Origin of the sequence: uncultured Pseudomonas sp. (assembly GCF_913774235.1) — a bacterium.
Taxonomy (GTDB): domain Bacteria; phylum Pseudomonadota; class Gammaproteobacteria; order Pseudomonadales; family Pseudomonadaceae; genus Chryseomonas.
This window is the reverse complement of the sequence record NZ_CAJYDW010000001.1, coordinates 1-19,942: the sequence shown is the minus strand read 5'-3', so window position 1 is coordinate 19,942 and position 19,942 is coordinate 1. Positions and strand designations below refer to the sequence as shown.

Genomic DNA, 19,942 nt, shown 5'->3' with positions numbered 1-19,942 from the left:
CGCCTCTCGGCGCCGGTTTCGTTCAGTCTCCCAGCAGGGCCGCCAGGCCCGCCCCCATGCTCGTGGGGCGACTGAAATCGAAGCGCTCGCGCAACCGACTGTTATCCGCCTTCGAATGGCGGATATCCCCTGAGCGCGCCGCACCATGGGTCACCTGCGGCAAACCGCCCAGCACCTGGCCGATCTCCGCCAGCAGACCGTTCAGGCTGATGGTCTCGCCACGACCCACATTCACCGCCCCGGCCGCCACCTCGGGCGCCTCCAGCGCCTGTACCAGGATGTCCACCAGATCGGCCACGTAGACGAAATCGCGGGTCTGCTCACCATCGCCGAACACCGTGATCGGCGTCTGGCGCCGGGCGCGCTCGGTGAAGATGCTGATCACCCCCGAATAGGGCGACGAGGGATCCTGGCGCGGGCCGTATATGTTGAAGAAACGAAAGATCGCCGGCTCCAGGCCGTGCTGGCGGCGATAGAAATCGAAGTAATACTCGCCGGCCAGCTTGTCCGCCGCATAGGGCGTCAGCGGCGCCTTGGGCAACTCCTCGTCGATGGCCTGGCCCTGGCCATTGGCGCCATAGACCGCTGCGCTGGAGGCGTAGACCACCCGCTTGATCCCAGCCTTGCGCATGGCCTCGCACAGATTTAGGGTGCCGATGAAGTTGGCCCTGTGGGTCCCGACCGGGTCCTCCACCGAGGCCTGCACCGAGGCCACCGCGGCCAGATGCACCACCGCCGCGCAGCCTGCCACCGCCGCCTCCAGGGTAGCGGCATCGGCCACGTCGCCCACCCGCAGTTCGATACGCTCGTCGTCCAGCGGCAGATTCTCGCGCTTGCCGGTACTCAGATCGTCCAACACCCGCACCCGCCTGCCCTGCGCCAGCAGCGCGTCGGCCAGATGGGAGCCGATGAAACCGGCACCGCCAGTGATCAGAATGGGCGCATCACTCATGGAAACCTACCTCGTCCTGCCGAAAGCCCTGCAACAGCGCCGGCAGCTCCTGCTGCCAGCGCCGCGCCTTGATTCCAAAGGTGTTGAGCAGCTTGCGACTGATCAACACCCCCTGTTGTGGCTCTTCCGCGGCATCGGCGCGCTCGAGGTGCGTCACCTCCTGCCATTCGCAACGTACCGGCCGGTCGAACTCCTGCCAGAGCATGGCGACCGTCTCAGCCAACCCCAGCTCCGACACCGCTTCCTGGGCGCCATAGTGGTAGGTCCCCCACAGCGGCGCTCCGCAGTCGAGCTGCTTGACGATGGCCAGCAGCACCCGGGCGGCGTCGTCCACGGTGGTCGGGTTGCCCCGCCGGTCGCTGGCCAGAGGCACGACCTGCTCGGTCGTCAACTGCCCCAGCAGGCGGCCCAGACGCCCGTCGCGCGAATCGTCCAGCACCCAGCCCAGGCGCAGCAGGATGTGCATCGGGCACAACGCCCGTACCAGCTGCTCGACCCGCCAGAGCGCCTCGCCGCGCGCCCCAGGAGGTCGCGGAAGATCCTTTTCACTATAGCCGGCCACGCGCGAGCCATCGAAAAGCCGATAGCTGGACGGTTGGATCAGGGGAATCTGGTAATGCTGGCAGAGCCCGGCCAGTCGCTGCACGGCGAGCGCCTGGCGCTGCATCAGCGCCGGCACGAAGCTCTCCGCCTGCAGCCAGTGGTGATAATAGGCGAGATTGATCACCGCTCCCGGCCGCACCTGGTCCAGGACCTCGGTCAGCTCGGCGGCGTACCAGCCCTCGGCCGGTGCCGCGGGCGCGATGAAATCGATGCCGGCTTCGGCACCGGCGGTCAGCAGCGCCTTGCCCAGGGCGCTTTCCCCGCCCACTACTAGAAGACGCATACGCATGAGTTGGAACAGCCTTCAGACCAGCAGAAACAGACGTCGAGAAATTCGACGCACATCGATCAACATAGCGCGTCGCGCCAGCCTTGCTCAAGCATCGGCGGTCCCCGCCGCCGGCTCTTCGCGGGTTTGTTCGCGCAACGTATGGTTGGCGGCGCTCTTGAGATTGGGCAGCAGACGGCAAATCAGCGCCAGCTGGGTACAGACCAGCCGGTAGCCATCGTCATTCCCATCCGCCGCGGCTTCCAGCTCGTCGGCCAGCAGGTTCTCCTCCTCGGCCGTCGGCGCCAGGCTGCGCCGCTCCGCCACTGCCGCGGCGATGGCCTCCATGCCCTCGGCGATCCGGGTGACGGCACGCTCTACCAGGGCGTCGTGCTCGGCCGCCTCCAGTTGGCGTCGATGCGCACCCAGGGCCGACAGATAGCCCAGCAGCGTATTGGACAGTGCCAGGTAGCGGAAACCCGCCTCCAGGTTGCGGCGGAAGTGCCCGGGATCGCGCAGCATGTTGGCCAGGGCGGCGGACAGGGTGGCATCGGCATTGTGCGCATTGCGGCGTGCCACCCGATAGTCGAGGTCGTCCCGCTTGCCAGTGCGGTACTGCTCGTGCAGCCGTCGCAGATAGAGCGCATTGGTGCGCAGGGTATTGGCCATCACCACATGCAGACGACGTCCTTGCCAGTCCGGCAGGATGAAGAACACCGCCAGCACCGCGATCAGGCAGCCGAGCAGCGTATCGATCAATCGCGGCCAGATCAGCATGAAGCCATTGCCCACCTGGTTGAAGCAGAACAGCACCATCAGGGTGATGGCCGCGGTGGCGATGGTGTAGCGATCGGTCCGGGTGATGAAGAACACCAGACCGGCGACCAGGGCCAGCAGCAGCTGGATCTCCGGCTGGGTAAACAGCTCCAGCAAGGCGCTGCCCAGCAGCAGCCCGATCACCGTGCCGACGATCCGCTGTACCAGCCGCACCCGTGTGGCGCCGTACTGCGGTCGACAGACGAACACCGTGGTCAGCAGGATCCAGTAACCGTTCACCGGATGGATCAGATGCAGCACGCCGTAGCCGGCCATCAGAGCCAGCGCCATGCGCAATCCGTGGCGAAACAGCAGCGAGGTGGGCGTGAGCTGCAGACGGATGCGCTGAAACACTTCGCGCAGGGAGCGCGCCGCAGGATCGAGCAGGCTGGTATCGAGATCCGCCGCACCGGAATCGCTGGTGCCAGCCTCGGAGAACTGTCGCTCCAGGGTCGATAGGTTGTGGCCGAGCAGATCCAGGGAGCGCAACAGGCCCCGCCAACGCGGATTCTGCTGCTGTTTGAGATACTCCAGCGACGCCTGCAAGTCGGTCAGGCCCTGCTGGCTCTGCTGACCGTACTCGAAGGGCTGGCCGAGCCTGATCGCCTCGCCCAGATTGAAACAGGCAGCGGCCTGTAACTTGAGCAGGCGCTGGCAGCGAAACAGGATGTCGCTATGAAAGAAAGCCTCGGTGAGCGCGCTGTAGGGATAGTGCGACGAGCTGGCGCGCTCATGGATGTCCTGCGCCATGAAATACAGCCGGAAGTAGCGCCCCGACCGCGCCCCAGGTCGTCCCGAGCGGCCGAAACGGCTGAGGATGGTCGCCTTAGCCTGGTTCAGCGCCTGCACCACCTTGCCATTCTGCTGCGCCAGCACCACACGCCGCTGATGCAGGTCGACGCCGCGCACCGGCTCGAGCATCTCGGCCTTCAGCTTAAGGAAGATGCCCAGCTCGCCATAGAGGGCGTACAGACTCTGGCGCACGGGCTGGTGAGCGAACAGGGTGCACCAGAGCACCGACAGCACGCCGTACCACAGGGCTCCAGCCAGCAGATGCACGGGTTCGTACCAGAGCGGCATCTGGGTACCGAGGCGCTGATCCACGCCGATCATGGCGTAGACCGACAGGATGACCGTGGCCTGAGCGATAGACGCATAGCGCTCGCCAATAGCCCCCAGCATGGTCAGGCTGAAGGTGGCCAGGCCCAGGCCCAGCGCGAAGATCCAGGGATAGGGAAACAGCAGCTCCACGGAAAAGGCGGCTACCGCGAAACACAGCAAGGTCACCACCAGTGACTTGATCCGGCCCGCCCAGTTGTCGTCGGTCTCCGCCAGGGCACTGGCGATGATGCCGAGAAACACCGGCGACAGCGCCCGCAGATCGCCCAGCGACCAGCAGACAGCCATGGCGCCACTCAAGGCGATGAAGACCCGCACACCGTAGCTGGCCTTCTCATGCGCCCACAGCTGGCGCAAAGACATTCCAAACAGAGTCATGACGGAAGAGGTAGCCTCGTGTTTTCGCGCTTGTTGCGAACCTTAGCACTGCGACGTCGCAAGCGGCGTCCGAGACAGCCTTTCCGCCACTTTTTTAACCGACGAAAAAAAGCCCGGCATCAGCCGGGCCTTTTTCGGATGTCGCTTAGGCGACTTCGCTGGGCTCTATCCCCAGCCCCTTCGCGACCCCCATACCGTAGGCGGGATCAGCCTTGAGGAAATGGCCGATCTGCCGCAGCTGCGCGTCACGCGTCACCGAACCCAGGGCGCCGACGATGTTGCCGATCAGCAGCGCCTGCTGGTCGGCATTCATCAACCGGAACAGCGCGCCAGCCTGGCTGTAGTAGTCCTCGTCCACCCGATGATCGTAGCGATCGGCCGGGCCGGCGAAGTTCAGCGCCGGCTCGCGGTACTGCGGCGCCTGCTTGGCCGTGTGGCCATAGCTGTTCGGCTCATAGTTCGGCTGCGAGCCGCCATTGCCGTCGAATCTCATGGCGCCATCGCGCTGGTTGTTGGCATAGGGGCAGCGCGGCGCGTTGACCGGCAACTGCTGGTAGTTGGTGCCCACCCGATAGCGCTGGGCGTCGGCATAGGCGAACACCCGGCCCTGCAGCATCCGGTCGGGCGACAGCCCCACGCCCGGCACCACGTTGCTCGGGGCGAAGGAGGCCTGTTCCACCTCGGCGAAGTAGTTCTGCGGATTGCGGTTGAGCTCCAGCACCCCGACTTCCTGCAGCGGATACTGCTGTTGCGACCAGACCTTGGTCACGTCGAAGGGGTTTTCCGCACGATTGGCCGCTTCCTGCTCGCTCATCACCTGGATGCACAGCGTCCAGCGCGGGAACTCACCCCGCTCGATGGCCTGGAACAGGTCGCGCTGGCTGTAGTCCGGATCGGTACCGGCCAGCCGCGCCGCCTCGGCGGGCGCCAGGTTCTTGATCCCCTGCTGGCTCTTGAAGTGAAACTTCACGAAGTGCCGCTCGCCCTGGGCATTGACCAGACTGAAGGTATGGCTGCCGAAGCCATGCATGAAGCGATAGCCATCGGGGATGCCGCGATCAGAGAACAGGATGGTGACCTGATGCAGCGACTCCGGCGACAGCGACCAGAAATCCCACATCATCTGCGGGCTCTTCAGGTTGCTCCAGGGATCGCGCTTCTGGGTATGGATGAAATCCGGAAACTTCAGCGGATCGCGGATGAAGAACACCGGGGTGTTGTTGCCAACGATGTCCCAGTTGCCTTCTTCGGTATAGAACTTCACCGCGAAACCGCGAGGATCACGCTCGGTATCCGCCGAGCCACGCTCACCACCCACGGTAGAAAAGCGCAAAAGGGTCTCGGTCTGCTTGCCCACGCTGGCGAACAGCTTGGCAGTGGAGAGATGGGTGATGTCCTGGGTGACGGTAAAGGTGCCATAGGCCGCGGAGCCTTTGGCGTGAACCCGCCGCTCGGGAATGACTTCGCGGTTGAAGTGCGCCAGCTTCTCGATCAGATGAAAGTCGTCAAGCATCAGCGGACCGCGCGGGCCGGCGGTGCGGGAATTCTGGTTGTCGGCCACCGGAATGCCACTGGCGGTGGTGAGGATCTTGGTATCGGTCACAGGCTGTCTCCCTTTGAATAACGCTTGCTGATCGCGTGGGAGAAGTATCGCCAAGGCAATACTTTAGGACTAATTTATTGATCCTAGCATCGTGATAGAAAATACAATCCGACGGATCCTGTCGCAGCTCTAGTCAAATGCCAGACATGAAAAAGCCGGGCAAGAGCCCGGCTTTTTCCAGAACAGCGCTACTTATTCAGCAGCTTGTTCCACGGTGCCGCCGACCGGACGGTCGATCAGCTCGACGTACGCCATGGGCGCATTGTCGCCAGCGCGGAAACCGCACTTCAGGATACGCAGGTAGCCACCCGGACGGTTGGCATAGCGCTTACCCAGGTCGTTGAACAGCTTGCCTACGGCAGCTTTCGAACGAGTACGGTCGAAAGCCAGGCGACGGTTGGCGACGCTGTCTTCCTTGGCCAGGGTGATCAGCGGCTCGGCAACGCGGCGCAGTTCCTTGGCTTTCGGCAGGGTAGTTTTGATCAGCTCGTGCTCGAACAGCGACACAGCCATGTTCTGGAACATGGCCTTGCGGTGTGCGCTCGTGCGGCTCAGATGACGACCACTTTTACGATGACGCATGATTGAAATTCCTTCCCAAACTAACGTTCGGTGAACAATGACGATCAGGCAGTAGCCTTGTCGTCCTTCTTAAGGCTTGCAGGGGGCCAGTTGTCCAGGCGCATACCGAGCGACAGACCACGGGAGGCCAGAACGTCCTTGATTTCGGTCAGGGACTTCTTACCCAGGTTCGGGGTCTTGAGCAGCTCCACTTCGGTACGCTGAATCAGGTCACCGATGTAGTAGATGTTCTCCGCCTTGAGGCAGTTAGCCGAACGAACGGTCAGTTCCAGATCGTCTACCGGACGCAGCAGGATCGGATCGATCTCGTCTTCCTGCTCGACCACGACCGGCTCGCTGTCGCCCTTGAGGTCGACGAACGCTGCCAGCTGCTGCTGCAGGATGGTGGCGGCACGACGGATGGCTTCTTCCGGGTCCAGAGTACCGTTGGTTTCCAGGTCAAGCACGAGCTTGTCCAGGTTGGTACGCTGCTCGACCCGAGCGTTTTCCACCACGTACGCCACGCGACGAACCGGACTGAACGAAGCGTCGAGCTGCAGACGGCCGATAGCACGGGTCTCGTCTTCTTCGCTCTGGCGCGCATCGGCGGGCTCATAGCCACGACCGCGGGCGATTTTCAGCTTCATGTTCAGCGAACCGTTGTCCGCCAGGTGGGCAATGACGTGCTCACCGTTGACGATCTCGACATCGTGATCGACCTGAATGTCGGAGGCCAGAACTGGCCCCTGACCTTTCTTGCTCAGACTCAGGGTGACTTCGTCACGGCCGTGCAACTTGATGGCCAGACCCTTGAGGTTGAGCAGGATCTCGATCACGTCTTCCTGCACGCCTTCGATGGCGCTGTACTCGTGCAGGACTCCGTCGATCTCTGCTTCGACTACCGCGCAGCCAGGCATGGAGGACAACAGAATACGCCGCAGCGCGTTGCCCAAGGTATGGCCGAAACCACGCTCGAGAGGCTCGAGGGTGATCTTGGCACGGGTCTGACTAACCGCCTGCACATCGATATGGCGGGGGGTCAGGAACTCATTTACCGAACTCTGCATGGATGCACCTACTTTCTAGCCCTTACTTGGAGTAGAGCTCGACAATCAGGTTTTCGTTGATGTCGGCGGAGAGATCACCACGGGCCGGCACGCTCTTGAAGGTGCCTTCCTTTTTCTCGGTGCTCACTTCGACCCACTCAACCCGGCCACGCTGGCCGCACAGCTCGAGAGCTTGAGCGATACGCAGCTGGTTCTTGGCCTTTTCACGGACCGCGACGACGTCGCCGACCTTGACCTGATAGGAGGGAATGTTGACGGTCTGACCGTTGACGGTGATCGACTTGTGGGAGACCAGCTGGCGCGATTCCGCGCGAGTGGCACCGAAGCCCATGCGATACACCACGTTGTCCAGACGGCATTCGAGCAGTTGCAGCAGGTTCTCACCGGTTGCGCCCTTGCGACGGGCAGCTTCCTGGTAGTAACCGGCGAACTGACGCTCGAGCACGCCATAGATACGGCGGACTTTCTGCTTTTCACGCAGCTGCAGACCGTAGTCGGACAGACGACCGCGACGCTGACCATGCTGGCCAGGAACGGTTTCCAGCTTGCACTTCGAGTCGAGGGCACGGGAGCCGCTCTTCAGGAAGAGGTCAGTGCCTTCGCGGCGGGACAGTTTGCACTTGGGACCAATGTAACGAGCCATTTCTCACTGTCTCCTATTACACGCGACGCTTCTTCGGCGGACGGCACCCGTTATGCGGGATGGGCGTCACGTCGGTGATGCTGGCGATCTTGTAACCACAGGCATTCAGGGCGCGAACAGCGGACTCACGGCCGGGGCCGGGACCTTTGACGTTCACGTCCAGATTCTTCAGACCATATTCCAGAGCGGCTTGGCCGGCACGTTCGGCTGCAATCTGGGCAGCGAACGGAGTGCTCTTACGGGAGCCACGGAAGCCGGAGCCACCGGAGGTCGCCCAGGACAGAGCATTGCCCTGACGATCGGTGATGGTCACGATGGTGTTGTTGAAAGACGCGTGGATATGGGCGATGCCATCAACCACTGTCTTTTTGACTTTCTTACGAGGACGAGCAGCAGGTTTTGCCATGACTAGATTCCTGTCGATTCGCGGATGCGATTACTTGCGGATCGGCTTGCGCGGGCCCTTACGGGTACGGGCATTGGTCTTGGTGCGCTGACCATGGACCGGCAGACCACGGCGGTGACGCAGACCGCGGTAGCAACCCAGATCCATGAGGCGCTTGATGTTCATGTTGATTTCGCGGCGCAGGTCACCCTCGGTGAGGATTTTGGCGACCTCGTTACGCAGCTGATCGACCTGCTCGTCGCTCAGTTCTTTGATCTTGGCGGTCGGCTCGATGCCGGTGGCCGCGCAGATCTTCTGAGAGGTGGTGCGACCGACACCATAGATGTAGGTCAGCGAGATAACAGTATGCTTGTTATCTGGAATGTTGACGCCTGCAATACGGGCCATTCAGAAAAACTCCAATTGACAGCTACCGACGCCCCGGAAGCCAAGAAAAGGGCGCGCGATATTAACGCTGTAGGAACAAATGATCAACCCGGCAGCACACTAGCTGCCGGGTTAGACGCGTGAATCACACTCAGCCTTGGCGCTGCTTGTGACGCGGTTCAGCGCTGCAGATCACGCGCACGACGCCTTCGCGCCGAATGATCTTGCAGTTACGGCACAGCTTCTTGACCGATGCACGAACTTTCATGACAACTCCTCTAACCTTACGGGTAACGGCTCAGCGCATCATGCCGCCGCCGTAGCCCTTCAGGTTGGCTTTCTTCATCAGGGACTCGTATTGATGAGATACGAGATGGGACTGGACCTGGGACATGAAGTCCATGACCACAACCACCACGATCAGCAACGAGGTCCCGCCGAGATAGAACGGCACGTTCGCCGCGACCACCAGGAACTGGGGCAACAAGCACACCGCCGTCATGTACAGGGCACCGAACATGGTCAGCCGGGTCAGCACACCATCGATGTAGCGCGCAGACTGCTCACCTGGACGAATACCCGGAATGAACGCTCCGGATTTCTTCAGGTTTTCCGCCACGTCCTTGGGGTTGAACATCAGCGCCGTATAGAAGAAGCAGAAGAAAATGATCCCTGCACTAAACAGCAAGATGTTCAGCGGCTGACCGGGGGCGATGGCCTGAGCCACGTCCTGCAACCAACCGAGCCGTTCGGACTGACCGAACCACGAACCGAGCGATGCCGGGAACAGCAGAATGCTGCTGGCGAAAATAGCCGGGATAACCCCAGCCATGTTCACCTTGAGCGGCAGATGGCTGTTCTGCGCAGCGAAGACCTTGCGGCCCTGCTGACGCTTGGCGTAGTGCACCGCGATGCGACGCTGACCACGCTCGATGAACACCACGAAGGCGATGATGGCCACGGCCACCACACCCACCATGATCAGCGCGAAGATGTTGATATCGCCCTGCCGTGCCGACTCGAAGGACTGACCGATGGCGCGAGGCAAGCCCGCGACGATGCCGGCGAAAATCAGCATCGAGATGCCGTTGCCGATACCGCGCTCGGTGATCTGCTCACCAAGCCACATCATGAACAGCGCACCGGCGACGAACGTGGTGACAGCGACGAAATAGAAGCTGAAGCCCACGCTGAACGCGACACCCTGACTGGCGAGCCCTACCGACATCCCGGTGGCCTGAACGAGCGCCAGAACCAGCGTGCCGTAACGGGTGTACTGGCTGATCTTGCGACGACCAGACTCACCCTCTTTCTTCAATTGCTCCAGCTGCGGGCTGATCGCGGTAAGCAGCTGCATGATGATCGATGCCGAGATGTACGGCATGATCCCCAGGGCAAAGATGCTCATCCGCTCCAGCGCACCGCCGGAGAACATGTTGAAGAGGCTAAGAATGGTCCCCTCGTTCTGCCTGAACAGTGCGGCCAGCTGATCGGGATTGATACCCGGAACAGGGATGTGCGCACCGATCCTGTAGACGATGATCGCCAGAAACAGGAATCGGAGGCGGGTCCACAGCTCGGACATACCACCGCTCTTGCTGAGCGCAGAGAGAGCACCTTGCTTAGCCATTTATTCCTCGATCTTGCCGCCAGCTGCTTCGATGGCTGCACGTGCACCCTTGGTGGCACCAATGCCCTTCAGGGTGACGGCACGAGTAACGTCGCCGGACAGCACAACCTTGACACGCTTGATGTCGCGGCTGATCACGTTGGCGTCTTTCAGCGCCTGCAGATCGACGACGTCGACATCAACCTTGGCCAGCTCGGAGGTACGAACCTCAGCGCGATCCAGGGCCTTCAGCGAAACGAAGCCGAACTTCGGCAGACGACGGTGCAGCGGCTGCTGGCCGCCCTCGAAGCCCGGGGCAACCTTGCCGCCGGAGCGGGAGGTCAGACCCTTGTGGCCGCGGCCACCGGTCTTGCCCAGGCCGCTACCGATACCACGACCGGGACGCAGCTTCTCGCGGCGAGCGCCGGGAGCGGAACGCAGATCATTCAATTTCATGACTTAACCCTCCACACGCAGAAGGTAGTAGGCCTTGTTGATCATGCCGCGATTCTCAGGGGTATCCTGAACTTCGACGGTATGACCGATGCGACGCAGGCCGAGACCCTTGACGCAAGCCTTGTGATTGGCCAGACGGCCATGGACGCTCTTGATCAGCGTGACCTTGACGGTTGCGTTAGCCATGATCAGAGAATCTCCTCGACGCTCTTGCCACGCTTGGCAGCAACAGCTTCCGGCGCCTGCATGTGCTTGAGACCTTCGAAGGTCGCGTACACCACGTTTACCGGGTTGGTGGAGCCGTAGCACTTGGCCAGGACGTTCTGCACACCAGCGACTTCCAGGACGGCACGCATGGCGCCACCAGCGATGATGCCGGTACCTTCGGAAGCGGGCTGCATGTACACCTTGGAGGCGCCGTGGGCGGCCTTGACCGGGTACTGCAGGGTGGTGCCGTTCAGATCCACCTGGATCATGTTGCGGCGAGCAGCTTCCATCGCCTTCTGGATGGCAGCAGGCACTTCACGCGCCTTGCCACGGCCGAAGCCAACGCGGCCCTTGCCATCGCCAACCACGGTCAGAGCGGTGAAGGCGAAGATACGGCCGCCTTTCACGGTTTTGGCTACGCGGTTAACTTGAACCAGCTTCTCGATGTAGCCTTCGTCGCGCTTTTGATCGTTATTTGCCATGACTTAGAACTCCAGCCCGCCTTCACGAGCAGCGTCGGCCAGCGCCTTGACGCGACCATGGTACTTGAAGCCAGAACGATCAAAGGCCACCTGGGTAACGCCAGCGGCCTTGGCACGCTCGGCGACCAGCAGACCAACTTTCTTGGCCGCCTCGACGTTGCTGGTAGCGCTCTCGCGCAGTTCTTTGTCCAACGTAGAAGCGCTGGCCAGGACCTTGCTGCCGTCGGCCGCGATGACCTGAGCATAGATGTGCTGGGAAGAGCGGTACACGCACAGACGGACCACTTCCAGTTCGCGCATCTTCAGGCGAGCCTTGCGAGCGCGACGCAGTCGGGTTTCTTTCTTGACGGTCATTTGCTATGCCCTACTTTTTCTTGGCTTCTTTACGGTGGACGACTTCGTCGGCGTACCGTACACCTTTGCCCTTGTAAGGCTCCGGCGGACGGAAACCACGAATCTCAGCCGCGACCTGGCCGACCAGCTGCTTGTCGATACCCTTGATCAGGATGTCGGTCTGGTTGGGGGTTTCTGCGGTGATGCCTTGCGGCAGTTCGTAGTCCACGGGGTGAGAGAAGCCCAGAGCGAGGTTCAGCACCTGACCTTTGGCCTGGGCCTTGTAGCCCACACCGACCAGTTGCAGCTTGCGCTCGAAGCCCTGGCTGACGCCGATCACCATGTTATTGACCAGGGCACGGGTAGTGCCGGCCATCGCACGGGTCTGCTGGTCGCCATTGCGAGCGGCGAAACGCAGCTCACCGGACTCTTGGATGACTTCGACCGAGGGATGCACCTTCAGCTCCAGAGCGCCCTTGGCACCCTTGACCGAAAGAGCCTGACCGGCCAGATTCACTTCGACGCCCGCAGGCAGTCTTACGGGGTTTTTAGCAACGCGAGACATGCTGATTCCCCTTAGAAGACTGTGCAGAGCACTTCGCCGCCAACACCAGCAGCACGGGCTGCGCGATCAGTCATCACACCTTTGTTGGTGGAAACGATCGACACGCCCAGACCACCGCGCACTTTCGGCAGCTGGTCAACGGCTTTGTACTGGCGCAGACCGGGACGGCTGCTACGCTTGAGTTCTTCGATGACAGGCTTGCCTTCGAAGTACTTCAGCTCGATGGACAGCAACGGCTTGGATTCCGCGCTGACCTGAAAATCCGCGATGTAGCCTTCGTCCTTGAGGACTTTGGCAACGGCTGCCTTCAGTTTGGAAGAAGGCATGCTTACGACGGTCTTTTCAGCCATCTGGGCATTACGGATACGAGTTAGCATGTCTGCTAACGGGTCCTGCATACTCATGGGCTATTAGCTCCTAATACAGAAACGAGCCTTCCGGCTCTCAAAATCACCCCTCGGCAATAGGCCGATTCGGGCGAGCCGAGCATTCTAGTGATCGGCCTGAAACGAATCAAGCCCCAAAAGGGGCTTGATTCAATTACCGCGATGAAAGGCGCTCGCTGTTACCAGCTGGCCTTCACCAGGCCGGGCACGTCACCGCGCATGGCTGCTTCACGCAGCTTGATGCGGGACAGACCGAACTTGCGGTATACGCCATGCGGACGACCGGTCAGGCGGCAGCGGTTACGCAGGCGGCTGGCGCTGGCGTCACGGGGCTGCTTCTGCAGGGCGACCTGGGCGTTCCAACGGTCCTCGGGGGAGGCGTTGACGTTACCGATGGTCGCCTTCAGCTCGGCGCGCTTCTTGGCGTACTTGGCAACCGTTTGCTGACGCTTCAGCTCACGGTTAATCATGCTTTGCTTAGCCATCTGAAGACCTCAATCAGTTACGGAACGGGAAGTTGAACGCGCGCAGCAGCGCACGGCCTTCCTCGTCGGTACGAGCGGTGGTGGTCAGGGTGATGTCCATACCACGCAGCGCATCGATCTTGTCGTAATCGATTTCCGGGAAGATGATCTGCTCTTTCACGCCCATGCTGTAGTTGCCACGACCATCGAAGGACTTGGCATTCAGGCCGCGGAAGTCACGCACGCGCGGCAGGGAGATGGACAGCAGACGATCCAGGAATTCGTACATGCGATCGCTACGCAGGGTCACCTTGACGCCAATCGGCCAGCCTTCGCGGATCTTAAAGCCAGCAATGGAATTGCGGGCATAAGTCACGACCGGCTTTTGACCAGCGATCTTTTCCAGGTCGGCTACAGCGTTGTCGATGATCTTCTTGTCACCGACTGCCTCGCCCAGACCCATGTTCAGGGTGATCTTGGTGATGCGCGGAACTTCCATCACGTTACCCAGCTGAAGCTGCTCTTTCAGCTTGGGCGCGATTTCCTTCCGATAAATCTCTTTCAATCGTGCCATGGTGATCTACCTAGCAGCTTCAGGCCTGGACCGCTTTTTGGGTCGACTTGAAGATACGAATCTTCTTGCCGTCTTCGACTTTGAAACCAACGCGGTCAGCCTTGTTGGTCTCGGAGTTGAAAATGGCAACGTTGGAGACATGCAGAGGGGCTTCTTTCTCTACGATGCCACCCTGAACGCCCAGCATGGGGTTAGGCTTGGTGTGGCGCTTGATCAGGTTGACGCCACCCACGACCAGACGGTCGTCGGCGAGCACCTTCAGCACCTTGCCACGTTTGCCCTTGTCCTTGCCGGCAATGACGATTACCTCGTCGTCACGACGAATCTTTTGCATGTCGGCTACTCCTTACAGCACTTCGGGGGCAAGGGAGACGATCTTCATGAACTTCTCAGAGCGAAGTTCACGGGTCACCGGCCCAAAGATACGGGTGCCAATCGGCTCTTGCTTGTTGTTCAGCAGAACCGCGGCGTTGCCGTCGAAGCGGATGATGGAACCGTCGGTGCGGCGGACGCCGTGCTTGGTACGCACGACGACAGCGGTCATCACCTGACCTTTCTTCACCTTGCCGCGCGGAATTGCTTCCTTGACGGTGACTTTGATGATGTCGCCGATGCCGGCGTAACGGCGGTGGGAACCGCCGAGCACCTTGATGCACATCACGCGACGAGCGCCGCTGTTGTCGGCGACGTCAAGCATGGATTGAGTCTGGATCATGGCTCTCTACCCTTATACCTGAACGGCGCGCTCGACGACGTCAACCAGGGTCCACGCCTTGGTCTTGGCCAGGGGGCGGGTTTCGCGGATGGTGACCAGGTCACCAATGCGGCACTGATTGGTTTCGTCGTGGGCGTGCAGTTTGGTGGAACGCTTCACGTATTTACCGTAGATCGGGTGCTTGACGCGACGCTCGATCAGTACGGTGACGGTTTTGTCCATCTTGTCGCTGACCACTCGGCCGGTCAGCGTACGGACAGTTTTTTCAGCTTCAGCCATGATCACTTACCTGCTTGCTGGTTCAGCACAGTCTTGACGCGAGCGATGTCGCGCTTCACTTGCGAGAGCATGTGAGACTGACCCAACTGGCCAGTTGCCTTCTGCATACGCAGATTGAACTGGTCACGCAGCAGGTTGAGAAGCTGCTCGTTCAGCTCCTCTACGGATTTCTCACGCAATTCTTTCGCTTTCATCACATCACCGTCCGCTTAACAAAGGAGGTTTCGAGCGGAAGCTTGGCAGCGGCCAGGGCGAATGCCTGACGAGCCAGATCCTCGGAAACACCCTCGATCTCGTACAGGACCTTGCCCGGCTGGATCTGGGCTACCCAGTACTCGACACTACCCTTACCTTTACCCATCCGCACTTCGAGAGGCTTCTTGGTGACAGGCTTGTCAGGGAAGACGCGGATCCAGATCTTGCCGCCACGCTTCACGTGACGGGTCAGCGCACGACGTGCGGATTCGATCTGGCGAGCGGTCAGACGGCCACGGCCGACAGCCTTCAGCGCGTACTCGCCGAAGCTGACCTTGCTACCACGATGAGCCAGACCACGGTTGTGGCCGGTCATCTGCTTGCGGAATTTTGTACGCTTGGGTTGCAGCATGTTGCGTACTCCTTACTTAGCAGCAGCTTTTTTGCGCGGAGCCGGGGCGACGGGCTTCAGTTCTTCCTGGCGGCCACCAATGACCTCACCTTTGAAGATCCAAACCTTCACACCGATCACACCGTAGGTGGTGTGGGCTTCCGCAGTGGCGTAGTCGATGTCGGCACGCAGGGTGTGCAGGGGCACACGACCTTCGCGATACCACTCGGTACGGGCGATTTCCGCGCCGCCCAGACGACCGCTCACCTGAATCTTGATGCCCTTGGCACCAATGCGGATCGCGTTCTGTACGGCGCGCTTCATGGCGCGACGGAACATCACACGACGCTCAAGCTGCTGCGCAACGCTCTGCGCAACCAGGGCACCGTCGAGCTCCGGCTTGCGGATCTCTTCGATGTTGATGTGCACGGGCACACCCATTCTTGCGGTCAGGTCCTGACGCAGCTTCTCGACATCCTCACCCTTCTTGCCGATCACGATACCGGGACGGGCGGTGTGGATGGTGATGCGTGCGGTTTGAGCCGGACGATGAATATCGATACGGCTTACGGACGCGCTTTTTAGTTTGTCCTGGAGGTACTCACGAACCTTCAGGTCGGCCAGCAGATAGTCCGCATAAGTGCGCTTATCCGCGTACCAGACCGAGGTGTGCTCCTTGACGATGCCCAGGCGAATGCCATTGGGATGTACTTTCTGACCCATCTGATCGACTCCGTTACTTGTCCGCAACCTTGACCGTGATATGGCAAGACCGCTTCACGATGCGATCAGCACGACCTTTGGCACGCGGCATGATGCGCTTGAGCGAACGACCTTCGTTTACGAAGACGGTGGAAACCTTGAGGTCGTCCACGTCGGCGCCTTCATTGTGCTCGGCGTTGGCCACGGCCGACTCGAGCACCTTCTTCATGATTTCAGCGGCTTTCTTGCTGCTGAAAGTCAACAGGTTGAGCGCTTCGCCCACCTTCTTCCCGCGAATCTGGTCGGCGACCAAGCGGGCTTTCTGGGCGGAGATACGAGCGCCCGACAGCTTAGCGGCTACTTCCATCTTCCTTACCCCTTAACGCTTGGCTTTCTTGTCAGCCGCATGACCGCGATAGGTGCGGGTAGCAGCGAACTCGCCGAGTTTGTGGCCGACCATGTCTTCGTTCACCAGAACGGGGACATGTTGACGACCGTTGTGCACAGCGATGGTCAGGCCGACCATTTGCGGCAGGATCATCGAACGACGCGACCAGGTCTTGATCGGTTTGCGTTCGTTCTTTTCCACCGCGACTTCGATCTTCTTCAACAGGTGAAGATCGATAAAAGGACCTTTCTTCAGAGAACGGGGCACAGTCGAATCCTCTACTGATTACTTGCCGCGACGGACAATCATCTTGTCGGTACGCTTGTTGGAGCGCGTCTTGAGACCCTTGGTCTTGACGCCCCATGGCGAAACCGGATGACGGCCACCGGAAGTACGACCCTCACCACCACCATGCGGGTGATCAACCGGGTTCATGGCGACACCACGAACGGTCGGACGCACACCACGCCAGCGAGTGGCACCGGCCTTACCCAGCGAACGCAGGCTGTGCTCGCCGTTGGACACTTCGCCCAGGGTAGCGCGGCACTCGGACAGCACCTTGCGCATTTCACCGCTACGCAGACGCACGGTGACGTAGGCGCCTTCACGGGCGACCAGCTGAGCGGAGGTACCGGCGGAACGAGCGATCTGAGCGCCTTTGCCCGGCTTCAGTTCGATGCCGTGGATGGTGCTACCGACCGGTACGTTACGCAGCGGGAGGTTGTTGCCGGCCTTGATGGGAGCGCCAGCGCCGGACATGAGCTGATCACCAGCAGCAACGCCCTTGGGGGCGATGATGTAGCGACGCTCGCCGTCGGCGTACTTCAGCAGAGCGATGTGCGCGGTACGGTTCGGATCGTATTCGATACGCTCAACGACGGCAGGGATGCCATCCTTGTTGCGACGAAAATCGACCAGACGATAGTGCTGCTTGTGACCACCGCCGATGTGGCGAGTGGTGATACGACCGTTGTTGTTACGGCCGCCGGACTTGCTCTTCTTCTCCAGCAAAGGAGCGTAAGGAGCGCCCTTGTGCAGATCAGCGTTGACCACCTTGACCACAAAGCGGCGGCCAGCGGAGGTCGGCTTGCATTTTACGATTGCCATGATGCCCCCTGATTACTCGGCGCTGCTGGAAAAGTCGAGATCCTGGCCCGGCTGGAGAGCGATGTACGCTTTTTTCCAGTCGTTACGCTTGCCCAGACCACGAGCGGTGCGCTTGGTCTTGCCCTGGACGTTCAGGGTGCTGACGCTGCGAACCTTGACCTCGAACAGCTGCTCGACGGCCTTCTTGATTTCCAGCTTGGTTGCATCGGTGGCAACCTTGAATACGAACTGCTTCTGGCTGTCCGCCAGCATGGTGGCCTTCTCGGAGATGTGCGGGCCAAGCAGCACTTTGAATACGCGTTCCTGGTTCATGCCAGCAGCTCCTCGAATTTCTTCACGGCGGACACAGTGACCAGCACCTTGTCGTAGGCGATCAGGCTGACCGGGTCAGAACCCTGGACATCACGCACATCGACGAAAGGCAGGTTGCGGGCGGCCAGATACAGGTTCTGGTCGACAGCGTCGGTCACGATCAGCACGTCGCTCAGGCCCAGACCGTCCAGCTTGCTGACCAGGGTCTTGGTCTTGGGCGCGTCGACGGCGAAGTCGTCAACCACGACCAGACGGTCCAGACGGACCAGCTCGGCGAGGATGGAGCGCAGGGCAGCGCGGTACATCTTCTTGTTCAGCTTCTGGCTGTGATCCTGGGGCTTGGCTGCGAAAGCCACGCCACCGGAACGCCAGATGGGGCTGCGGATGGTACCGGCACGGGCACGACCGCTGCCCTTCTGACGCCAGGGCTTCTTGCCGCCACCACGAACTTCGGAACGGGTCTTCTGGGCACGGGTGCCCTGACGACCGCCAGCCATGTAGGCCACGACTGCCTGGTGAACCAGGGTCTCGTTGAATTCACCGCCGAAGGTGTGCTCGGAGACTTCGATAGCTTGAGAGCCATTCACATTGAGTTGCATGTTCTCTCTCCTCTCAACCACGGGCCTTGACAGCGGGACGCACGATCACGTCACCACCCGGCGCGCCGGGGACGGCACCCTTGACCAGCAGCAGGTTGCGCTCGGCGTCTACACGCACGACTTCCAGCGACTGAACGGTTACACGCTCCGCACCCAGGTGACCGGACATTTTCTTGCCCTTGAACACACGACCAGGAGTCTGGCACTGGCCGATGGAACCAGGTGCACGGTGGGAAACGGAGTTACCGTGGGTGTTGTCCTGACCACGGAAGTTCCAGCGCTTGATGGTACCGGCGTAGCCCTTACCTTTGGACTGACCAGTGACATCAACCATCTGACCGGCTTCGAACAGGGCGACAGTGACTTCGTCACCTGCCTTGTACTCACCGTCTTCCAGGCGGAATTCGAGGACGCTACGACCAGCAGCAACGCTGGCCTTGGCGAAGTGACCGGCTTGCGCCTTGGTCACGCGGGAAGCACGACGCTCGCCCACGGTCACCTGAATGGCGCGGTAGCCATCGGTTTCTTCGCTTTTGAATTGGGTTACACGATTCGGCTCGATCTCAATGACCGTAACCGGAACGGAAACGCCTTCTTCGGTGAAAACGCGGGTCATGCCGCATTTACGACCGACTAAACCAATCGTCATGTTGAGAACCTCTTGAGTGTACGGGGCTTTCACCCGCTATGGCCGCCCATTTCAGAGCGTTACACGACTGAAACCTTGACGGTCTCAGCCGAGGCTGATTTGCACTTCAACGCCAGCGGCGAGATCGAGCTTCATCAGCGCATCGACGGTCTTGTCGGTGGGCTGAACGATGTCGAGCACGCGCTTGTGGGTACGAATTTCGTACTGGTCACGAGCATCCTTGTTGACGTGCGGAGAAATCAGCACTGTGTAACGTTCCTTGCGGGTAGGCAGAGGAATCGGACCACGCACCTGAGCACCAGTACGTTTCGCGGTTTCCACGATTTCCTGGGTGGATTGATCGATCAGGCGATGATCAAAAGCCTTCAACCGAATACGGATTTGTTGATTTTGCATTTGACCTCAGACTCCAAGCTTTCCCCTCGGGCAAAAAGGTGCCCGATTAAAGGAGGCGCAATTCTAAGGATGTCGCTCACGCCTGTCAAGAACGCCTCTTTTGCCATCTGTCAATTTCGCAAGGCAAGAAAAAAGGCCCCGAAGGGCCTTTTTTCCGTTTCAGATCAACCGATTACTCGATGATCTTGGCAACCACGCCGGCGCCGACGGTACGACCGCCTTCACGGATGGCGAAACGCAGACCGTCTTCCATGGCGATCGGAGCGATCAGGGTGACAACCATTTTGATGTTGTCGCCCGGCATCACCATCTCGACGCCTTCCGGCAGTTCGCAGTTACCGGTCACGTCAG

The 19,942-nt window shown here is 60.5% G+C and carries 33 protein-coding genes; all 33 read right to left on the bottom strand.

Annotated elements, in window-relative coordinates; all coding sequences use genetic code 11:
- Positions 1-22: 22 nt before the first annotated feature.
- Positions 23-952, bottom strand: coding sequence for an NAD-dependent epimerase/dehydratase family protein (locus QZ471_RS00165; RefSeq protein WP_295460233.1), 930 nt, complete (start codon positions 950-952; stop codon positions 23-25).
- The gene (locus tag QZ471_RS00160; RefSeq protein ID WP_295460232.1) at positions 945-1,844 is read right to left on the bottom strand and encodes a sugar nucleotide-binding protein; all 900 of its coding nucleotides are present in this window, start codon (positions 1,842-1,844) and stop codon (positions 945-947) included. Before QZ471_RS00160 ends, QZ471_RS00165 begins: the two co-directional genes overlap by 8 nt.
- A gap of 87 nt (positions 1,845-1,931) precedes the next feature.
- Complete coding sequence (gene yccS, locus QZ471_RS00155; RefSeq protein ID WP_295460231.1) at positions 1,932-4,121, bottom strand: YccS family putative transporter; 2,190 nt, start codon at positions 4,119-4,121, stop codon at positions 1,932-1,934.
- Between the two features lie 160 nt (positions 4,122-4,281).
- The gene (locus QZ471_RS00150) at positions 4,282-5,739 is read right to left on the bottom strand and encodes a catalase (RefSeq protein ID WP_295460229.1); all 1,458 of its coding nucleotides are present in this window, start codon (positions 5,737-5,739) and stop codon (positions 4,282-4,284) included.
- A 192-nt stretch (positions 5,740-5,931) separates the two neighbouring features.
- Complete coding sequence (rplQ, locus tag QZ471_RS00145; RefSeq protein ID WP_007161227.1) at positions 5,932-6,321, bottom strand: 50S ribosomal protein L17; 390 nt, start codon at positions 6,319-6,321, stop codon at positions 5,932-5,934.
- Between the two features lie 44 nt (positions 6,322-6,365).
- Complete coding sequence (gene rpoA, locus QZ471_RS00140) at positions 6,366-7,367, bottom strand: DNA-directed RNA polymerase subunit alpha (protein ID WP_027599182.1); 1,002 nt, start codon at positions 7,365-7,367, stop codon at positions 6,366-6,368.
- A gap of 22 nt (positions 7,368-7,389) precedes the next feature.
- Complete coding sequence (gene rpsD, locus QZ471_RS00135) at positions 7,390-8,010, bottom strand: 30S ribosomal protein S4 (RefSeq protein WP_059232147.1); 621 nt, start codon at positions 8,008-8,010, stop codon at positions 7,390-7,392.
- A gap of 16 nt (positions 8,011-8,026) precedes the next feature.
- Positions 8,027-8,416, bottom strand: a complete 390-nt coding sequence (gene rpsK, locus QZ471_RS00130) for a 30S ribosomal protein S11 (protein ID WP_003281811.1) — start codon at positions 8,414-8,416, stop codon at positions 8,027-8,029.
- Positions 8,417-8,446: 30 nt separating this feature from the next.
- Positions 8,447-8,803 (bottom strand): 30S ribosomal protein S13, encoded by a 357-nt coding sequence (gene rpsM, locus QZ471_RS00125; RefSeq protein ID WP_059232148.1) that lies wholly within the window; start codon positions 8,801-8,803, stop codon positions 8,447-8,449.
- A gap of 130 nt (positions 8,804-8,933) precedes the next feature.
- A complete protein-coding gene (rpmJ, locus tag QZ471_RS00120) occupies positions 8,934-9,050 on the bottom strand; it encodes a 50S ribosomal protein L36 (protein ID WP_002555468.1) in 117 nt (38 codons plus the stop codon).
- A 30-nt stretch (positions 9,051-9,080) separates the two neighbouring features.
- On the bottom strand, positions 9,081-10,412 hold the full coding sequence (gene secY, locus QZ471_RS00115) for a preprotein translocase subunit SecY (RefSeq protein WP_295460220.1): 1,332 nt from the start codon (positions 10,410-10,412) through the stop codon (positions 9,081-9,083).
- A complete protein-coding gene (gene rplO, locus QZ471_RS00110; RefSeq protein ID WP_007161232.1) occupies positions 10,413-10,847 on the bottom strand; it encodes a 50S ribosomal protein L15 in 435 nt (144 codons plus the stop codon).
- Between the two features lie 3 nt (positions 10,848-10,850).
- Positions 10,851-11,033 (bottom strand): 50S ribosomal protein L30, encoded by a 183-nt coding sequence (rpmD, locus tag QZ471_RS00105; RefSeq protein ID WP_007161233.1) that lies wholly within the window; start codon positions 11,031-11,033, stop codon positions 10,851-10,853.
- 2 nt (positions 11,034-11,035) lie between these two features.
- Positions 11,036-11,536, bottom strand: a complete 501-nt coding sequence (gene rpsE, locus QZ471_RS00100; protein WP_058760892.1) for a 30S ribosomal protein S5 — start codon at positions 11,534-11,536, stop codon at positions 11,036-11,038.
- 3 nt (positions 11,537-11,539) lie between these two features.
- Entirely contained in the window at positions 11,540-11,890 is a 351-nt protein-coding gene (gene rplR / locus QZ471_RS00095) for a 50S ribosomal protein L18 (RefSeq protein WP_007161235.1), read from the bottom strand.
- 10 nt (positions 11,891-11,900) lie between these two features.
- The gene (gene rplF, locus QZ471_RS00090; protein WP_295460218.1) at positions 11,901-12,434 is read right to left on the bottom strand and encodes a 50S ribosomal protein L6; all 534 of its coding nucleotides are present in this window, start codon (positions 12,432-12,434) and stop codon (positions 11,901-11,903) included.
- An 11-nt stretch (positions 12,435-12,445) separates the two neighbouring features.
- Positions 12,446-12,838: a 30S ribosomal protein S8 gene (rpsH, locus tag QZ471_RS00085; RefSeq protein ID WP_059232151.1), complete on the bottom strand. Its 393-nt coding sequence runs from the start codon at positions 12,836-12,838 to the stop codon at positions 12,446-12,448.
- A gap of 161 nt (positions 12,839-12,999) precedes the next feature.
- A complete protein-coding gene (gene rpsN / locus QZ471_RS00080) occupies positions 13,000-13,305 on the bottom strand; it encodes a 30S ribosomal protein S14 (protein ID WP_295460217.1) in 306 nt (101 codons plus the stop codon).
- Positions 13,306-13,318: 13 nt separating this feature from the next.
- A complete protein-coding gene (gene rplE / locus QZ471_RS00075; protein WP_007161239.1) occupies positions 13,319-13,858 on the bottom strand; it encodes a 50S ribosomal protein L5 in 540 nt (179 codons plus the stop codon).
- A 19-nt stretch (positions 13,859-13,877) separates the two neighbouring features.
- Positions 13,878-14,192, bottom strand: a complete 315-nt coding sequence (gene rplX, locus QZ471_RS00070; RefSeq protein WP_017640283.1) for a 50S ribosomal protein L24 — start codon at positions 14,190-14,192, stop codon at positions 13,878-13,880.
- Between the two features lie 12 nt (positions 14,193-14,204).
- A complete protein-coding gene (gene rplN / locus QZ471_RS00065) occupies positions 14,205-14,573 on the bottom strand; it encodes a 50S ribosomal protein L14 (RefSeq protein WP_007161241.1) in 369 nt (122 codons plus the stop codon).
- A 12-nt stretch (positions 14,574-14,585) separates the two neighbouring features.
- Positions 14,586-14,852 carry a 30S ribosomal protein S17 gene (gene rpsQ / locus QZ471_RS00060; protein WP_007161242.1) on the bottom strand — a complete coding sequence of 89 codons (267 nt, stop codon included), beginning with the start codon at positions 14,850-14,852 and terminating at the stop codon, positions 14,586-14,588.
- A gap of 2 nt (positions 14,853-14,854) precedes the next feature.
- Positions 14,855-15,046 carry a 50S ribosomal protein L29 gene (rpmC, locus tag QZ471_RS00055; RefSeq protein WP_059232153.1) on the bottom strand — a complete coding sequence of 64 codons (192 nt, stop codon included), beginning with the start codon at positions 15,044-15,046 and terminating at the stop codon, positions 14,855-14,857.
- On the bottom strand, positions 15,046-15,459 hold the full coding sequence (gene rplP / locus QZ471_RS00050; protein WP_017640282.1) for a 50S ribosomal protein L16: 414 nt from the start codon (positions 15,457-15,459) through the stop codon (positions 15,046-15,048). Before rplP ends, rpmC begins: the two co-directional genes overlap by 1 nt.
- 12 nt (positions 15,460-15,471) lie before the next feature.
- On the bottom strand, positions 15,472-16,161 hold the full coding sequence (rpsC, locus tag QZ471_RS00045; RefSeq protein ID WP_007161245.1) for a 30S ribosomal protein S3: 690 nt from the start codon (positions 16,159-16,161) through the stop codon (positions 15,472-15,474).
- A 13-nt stretch (positions 16,162-16,174) separates the two neighbouring features.
- The gene (gene rplV, locus QZ471_RS00040) at positions 16,175-16,507 is read right to left on the bottom strand and encodes a 50S ribosomal protein L22 (RefSeq protein ID WP_007161246.1); all 333 of its coding nucleotides are present in this window, start codon (positions 16,505-16,507) and stop codon (positions 16,175-16,177) included.
- Positions 16,508-16,519: 12 nt separating this feature from the next.
- Positions 16,520-16,795, bottom strand: a complete 276-nt coding sequence (gene rpsS, locus QZ471_RS00035; RefSeq protein ID WP_007161247.1) for a 30S ribosomal protein S19 — start codon at positions 16,793-16,795, stop codon at positions 16,520-16,522.
- Between the two features lie 18 nt (positions 16,796-16,813).
- Positions 16,814-17,635 (bottom strand): 50S ribosomal protein L2, encoded by an 822-nt coding sequence (rplB, locus tag QZ471_RS00030; RefSeq protein ID WP_059232154.1) that lies wholly within the window; start codon positions 17,633-17,635, stop codon positions 16,814-16,816.
- Positions 17,636-17,647: 12 nt separating this feature from the next.
- On the bottom strand, positions 17,648-17,947 hold the full coding sequence (gene rplW, locus QZ471_RS00025; protein WP_007161249.1) for a 50S ribosomal protein L23: 300 nt from the start codon (positions 17,945-17,947) through the stop codon (positions 17,648-17,650).
- On the bottom strand, positions 17,944-18,546 hold the full coding sequence (gene rplD, locus QZ471_RS00020; RefSeq protein WP_017640279.1) for a 50S ribosomal protein L4: 603 nt from the start codon (positions 18,544-18,546) through the stop codon (positions 17,944-17,946). Before rplD ends, rplW begins: the two co-directional genes overlap by 4 nt.
- 13 nt (positions 18,547-18,559) lie before the next feature.
- Complete coding sequence (gene rplC, locus QZ471_RS00015; RefSeq protein ID WP_007161251.1) at positions 18,560-19,195, bottom strand: 50S ribosomal protein L3; 636 nt, start codon at positions 19,193-19,195, stop codon at positions 18,560-18,562.
- A gap of 84 nt (positions 19,196-19,279) precedes the next feature.
- The gene (rpsJ, locus tag QZ471_RS00010; protein ID WP_003243886.1) at positions 19,280-19,591 is read right to left on the bottom strand and encodes a 30S ribosomal protein S10; all 312 of its coding nucleotides are present in this window, start codon (positions 19,589-19,591) and stop codon (positions 19,280-19,282) included.
- A gap of 172 nt (positions 19,592-19,763) precedes the next feature.
- On the bottom strand, positions 19,764-19,942 hold a 179-nt coding region (locus tag QZ471_RS00005), incomplete at its 5' end, for a hypothetical protein (RefSeq protein ID WP_078451779.1).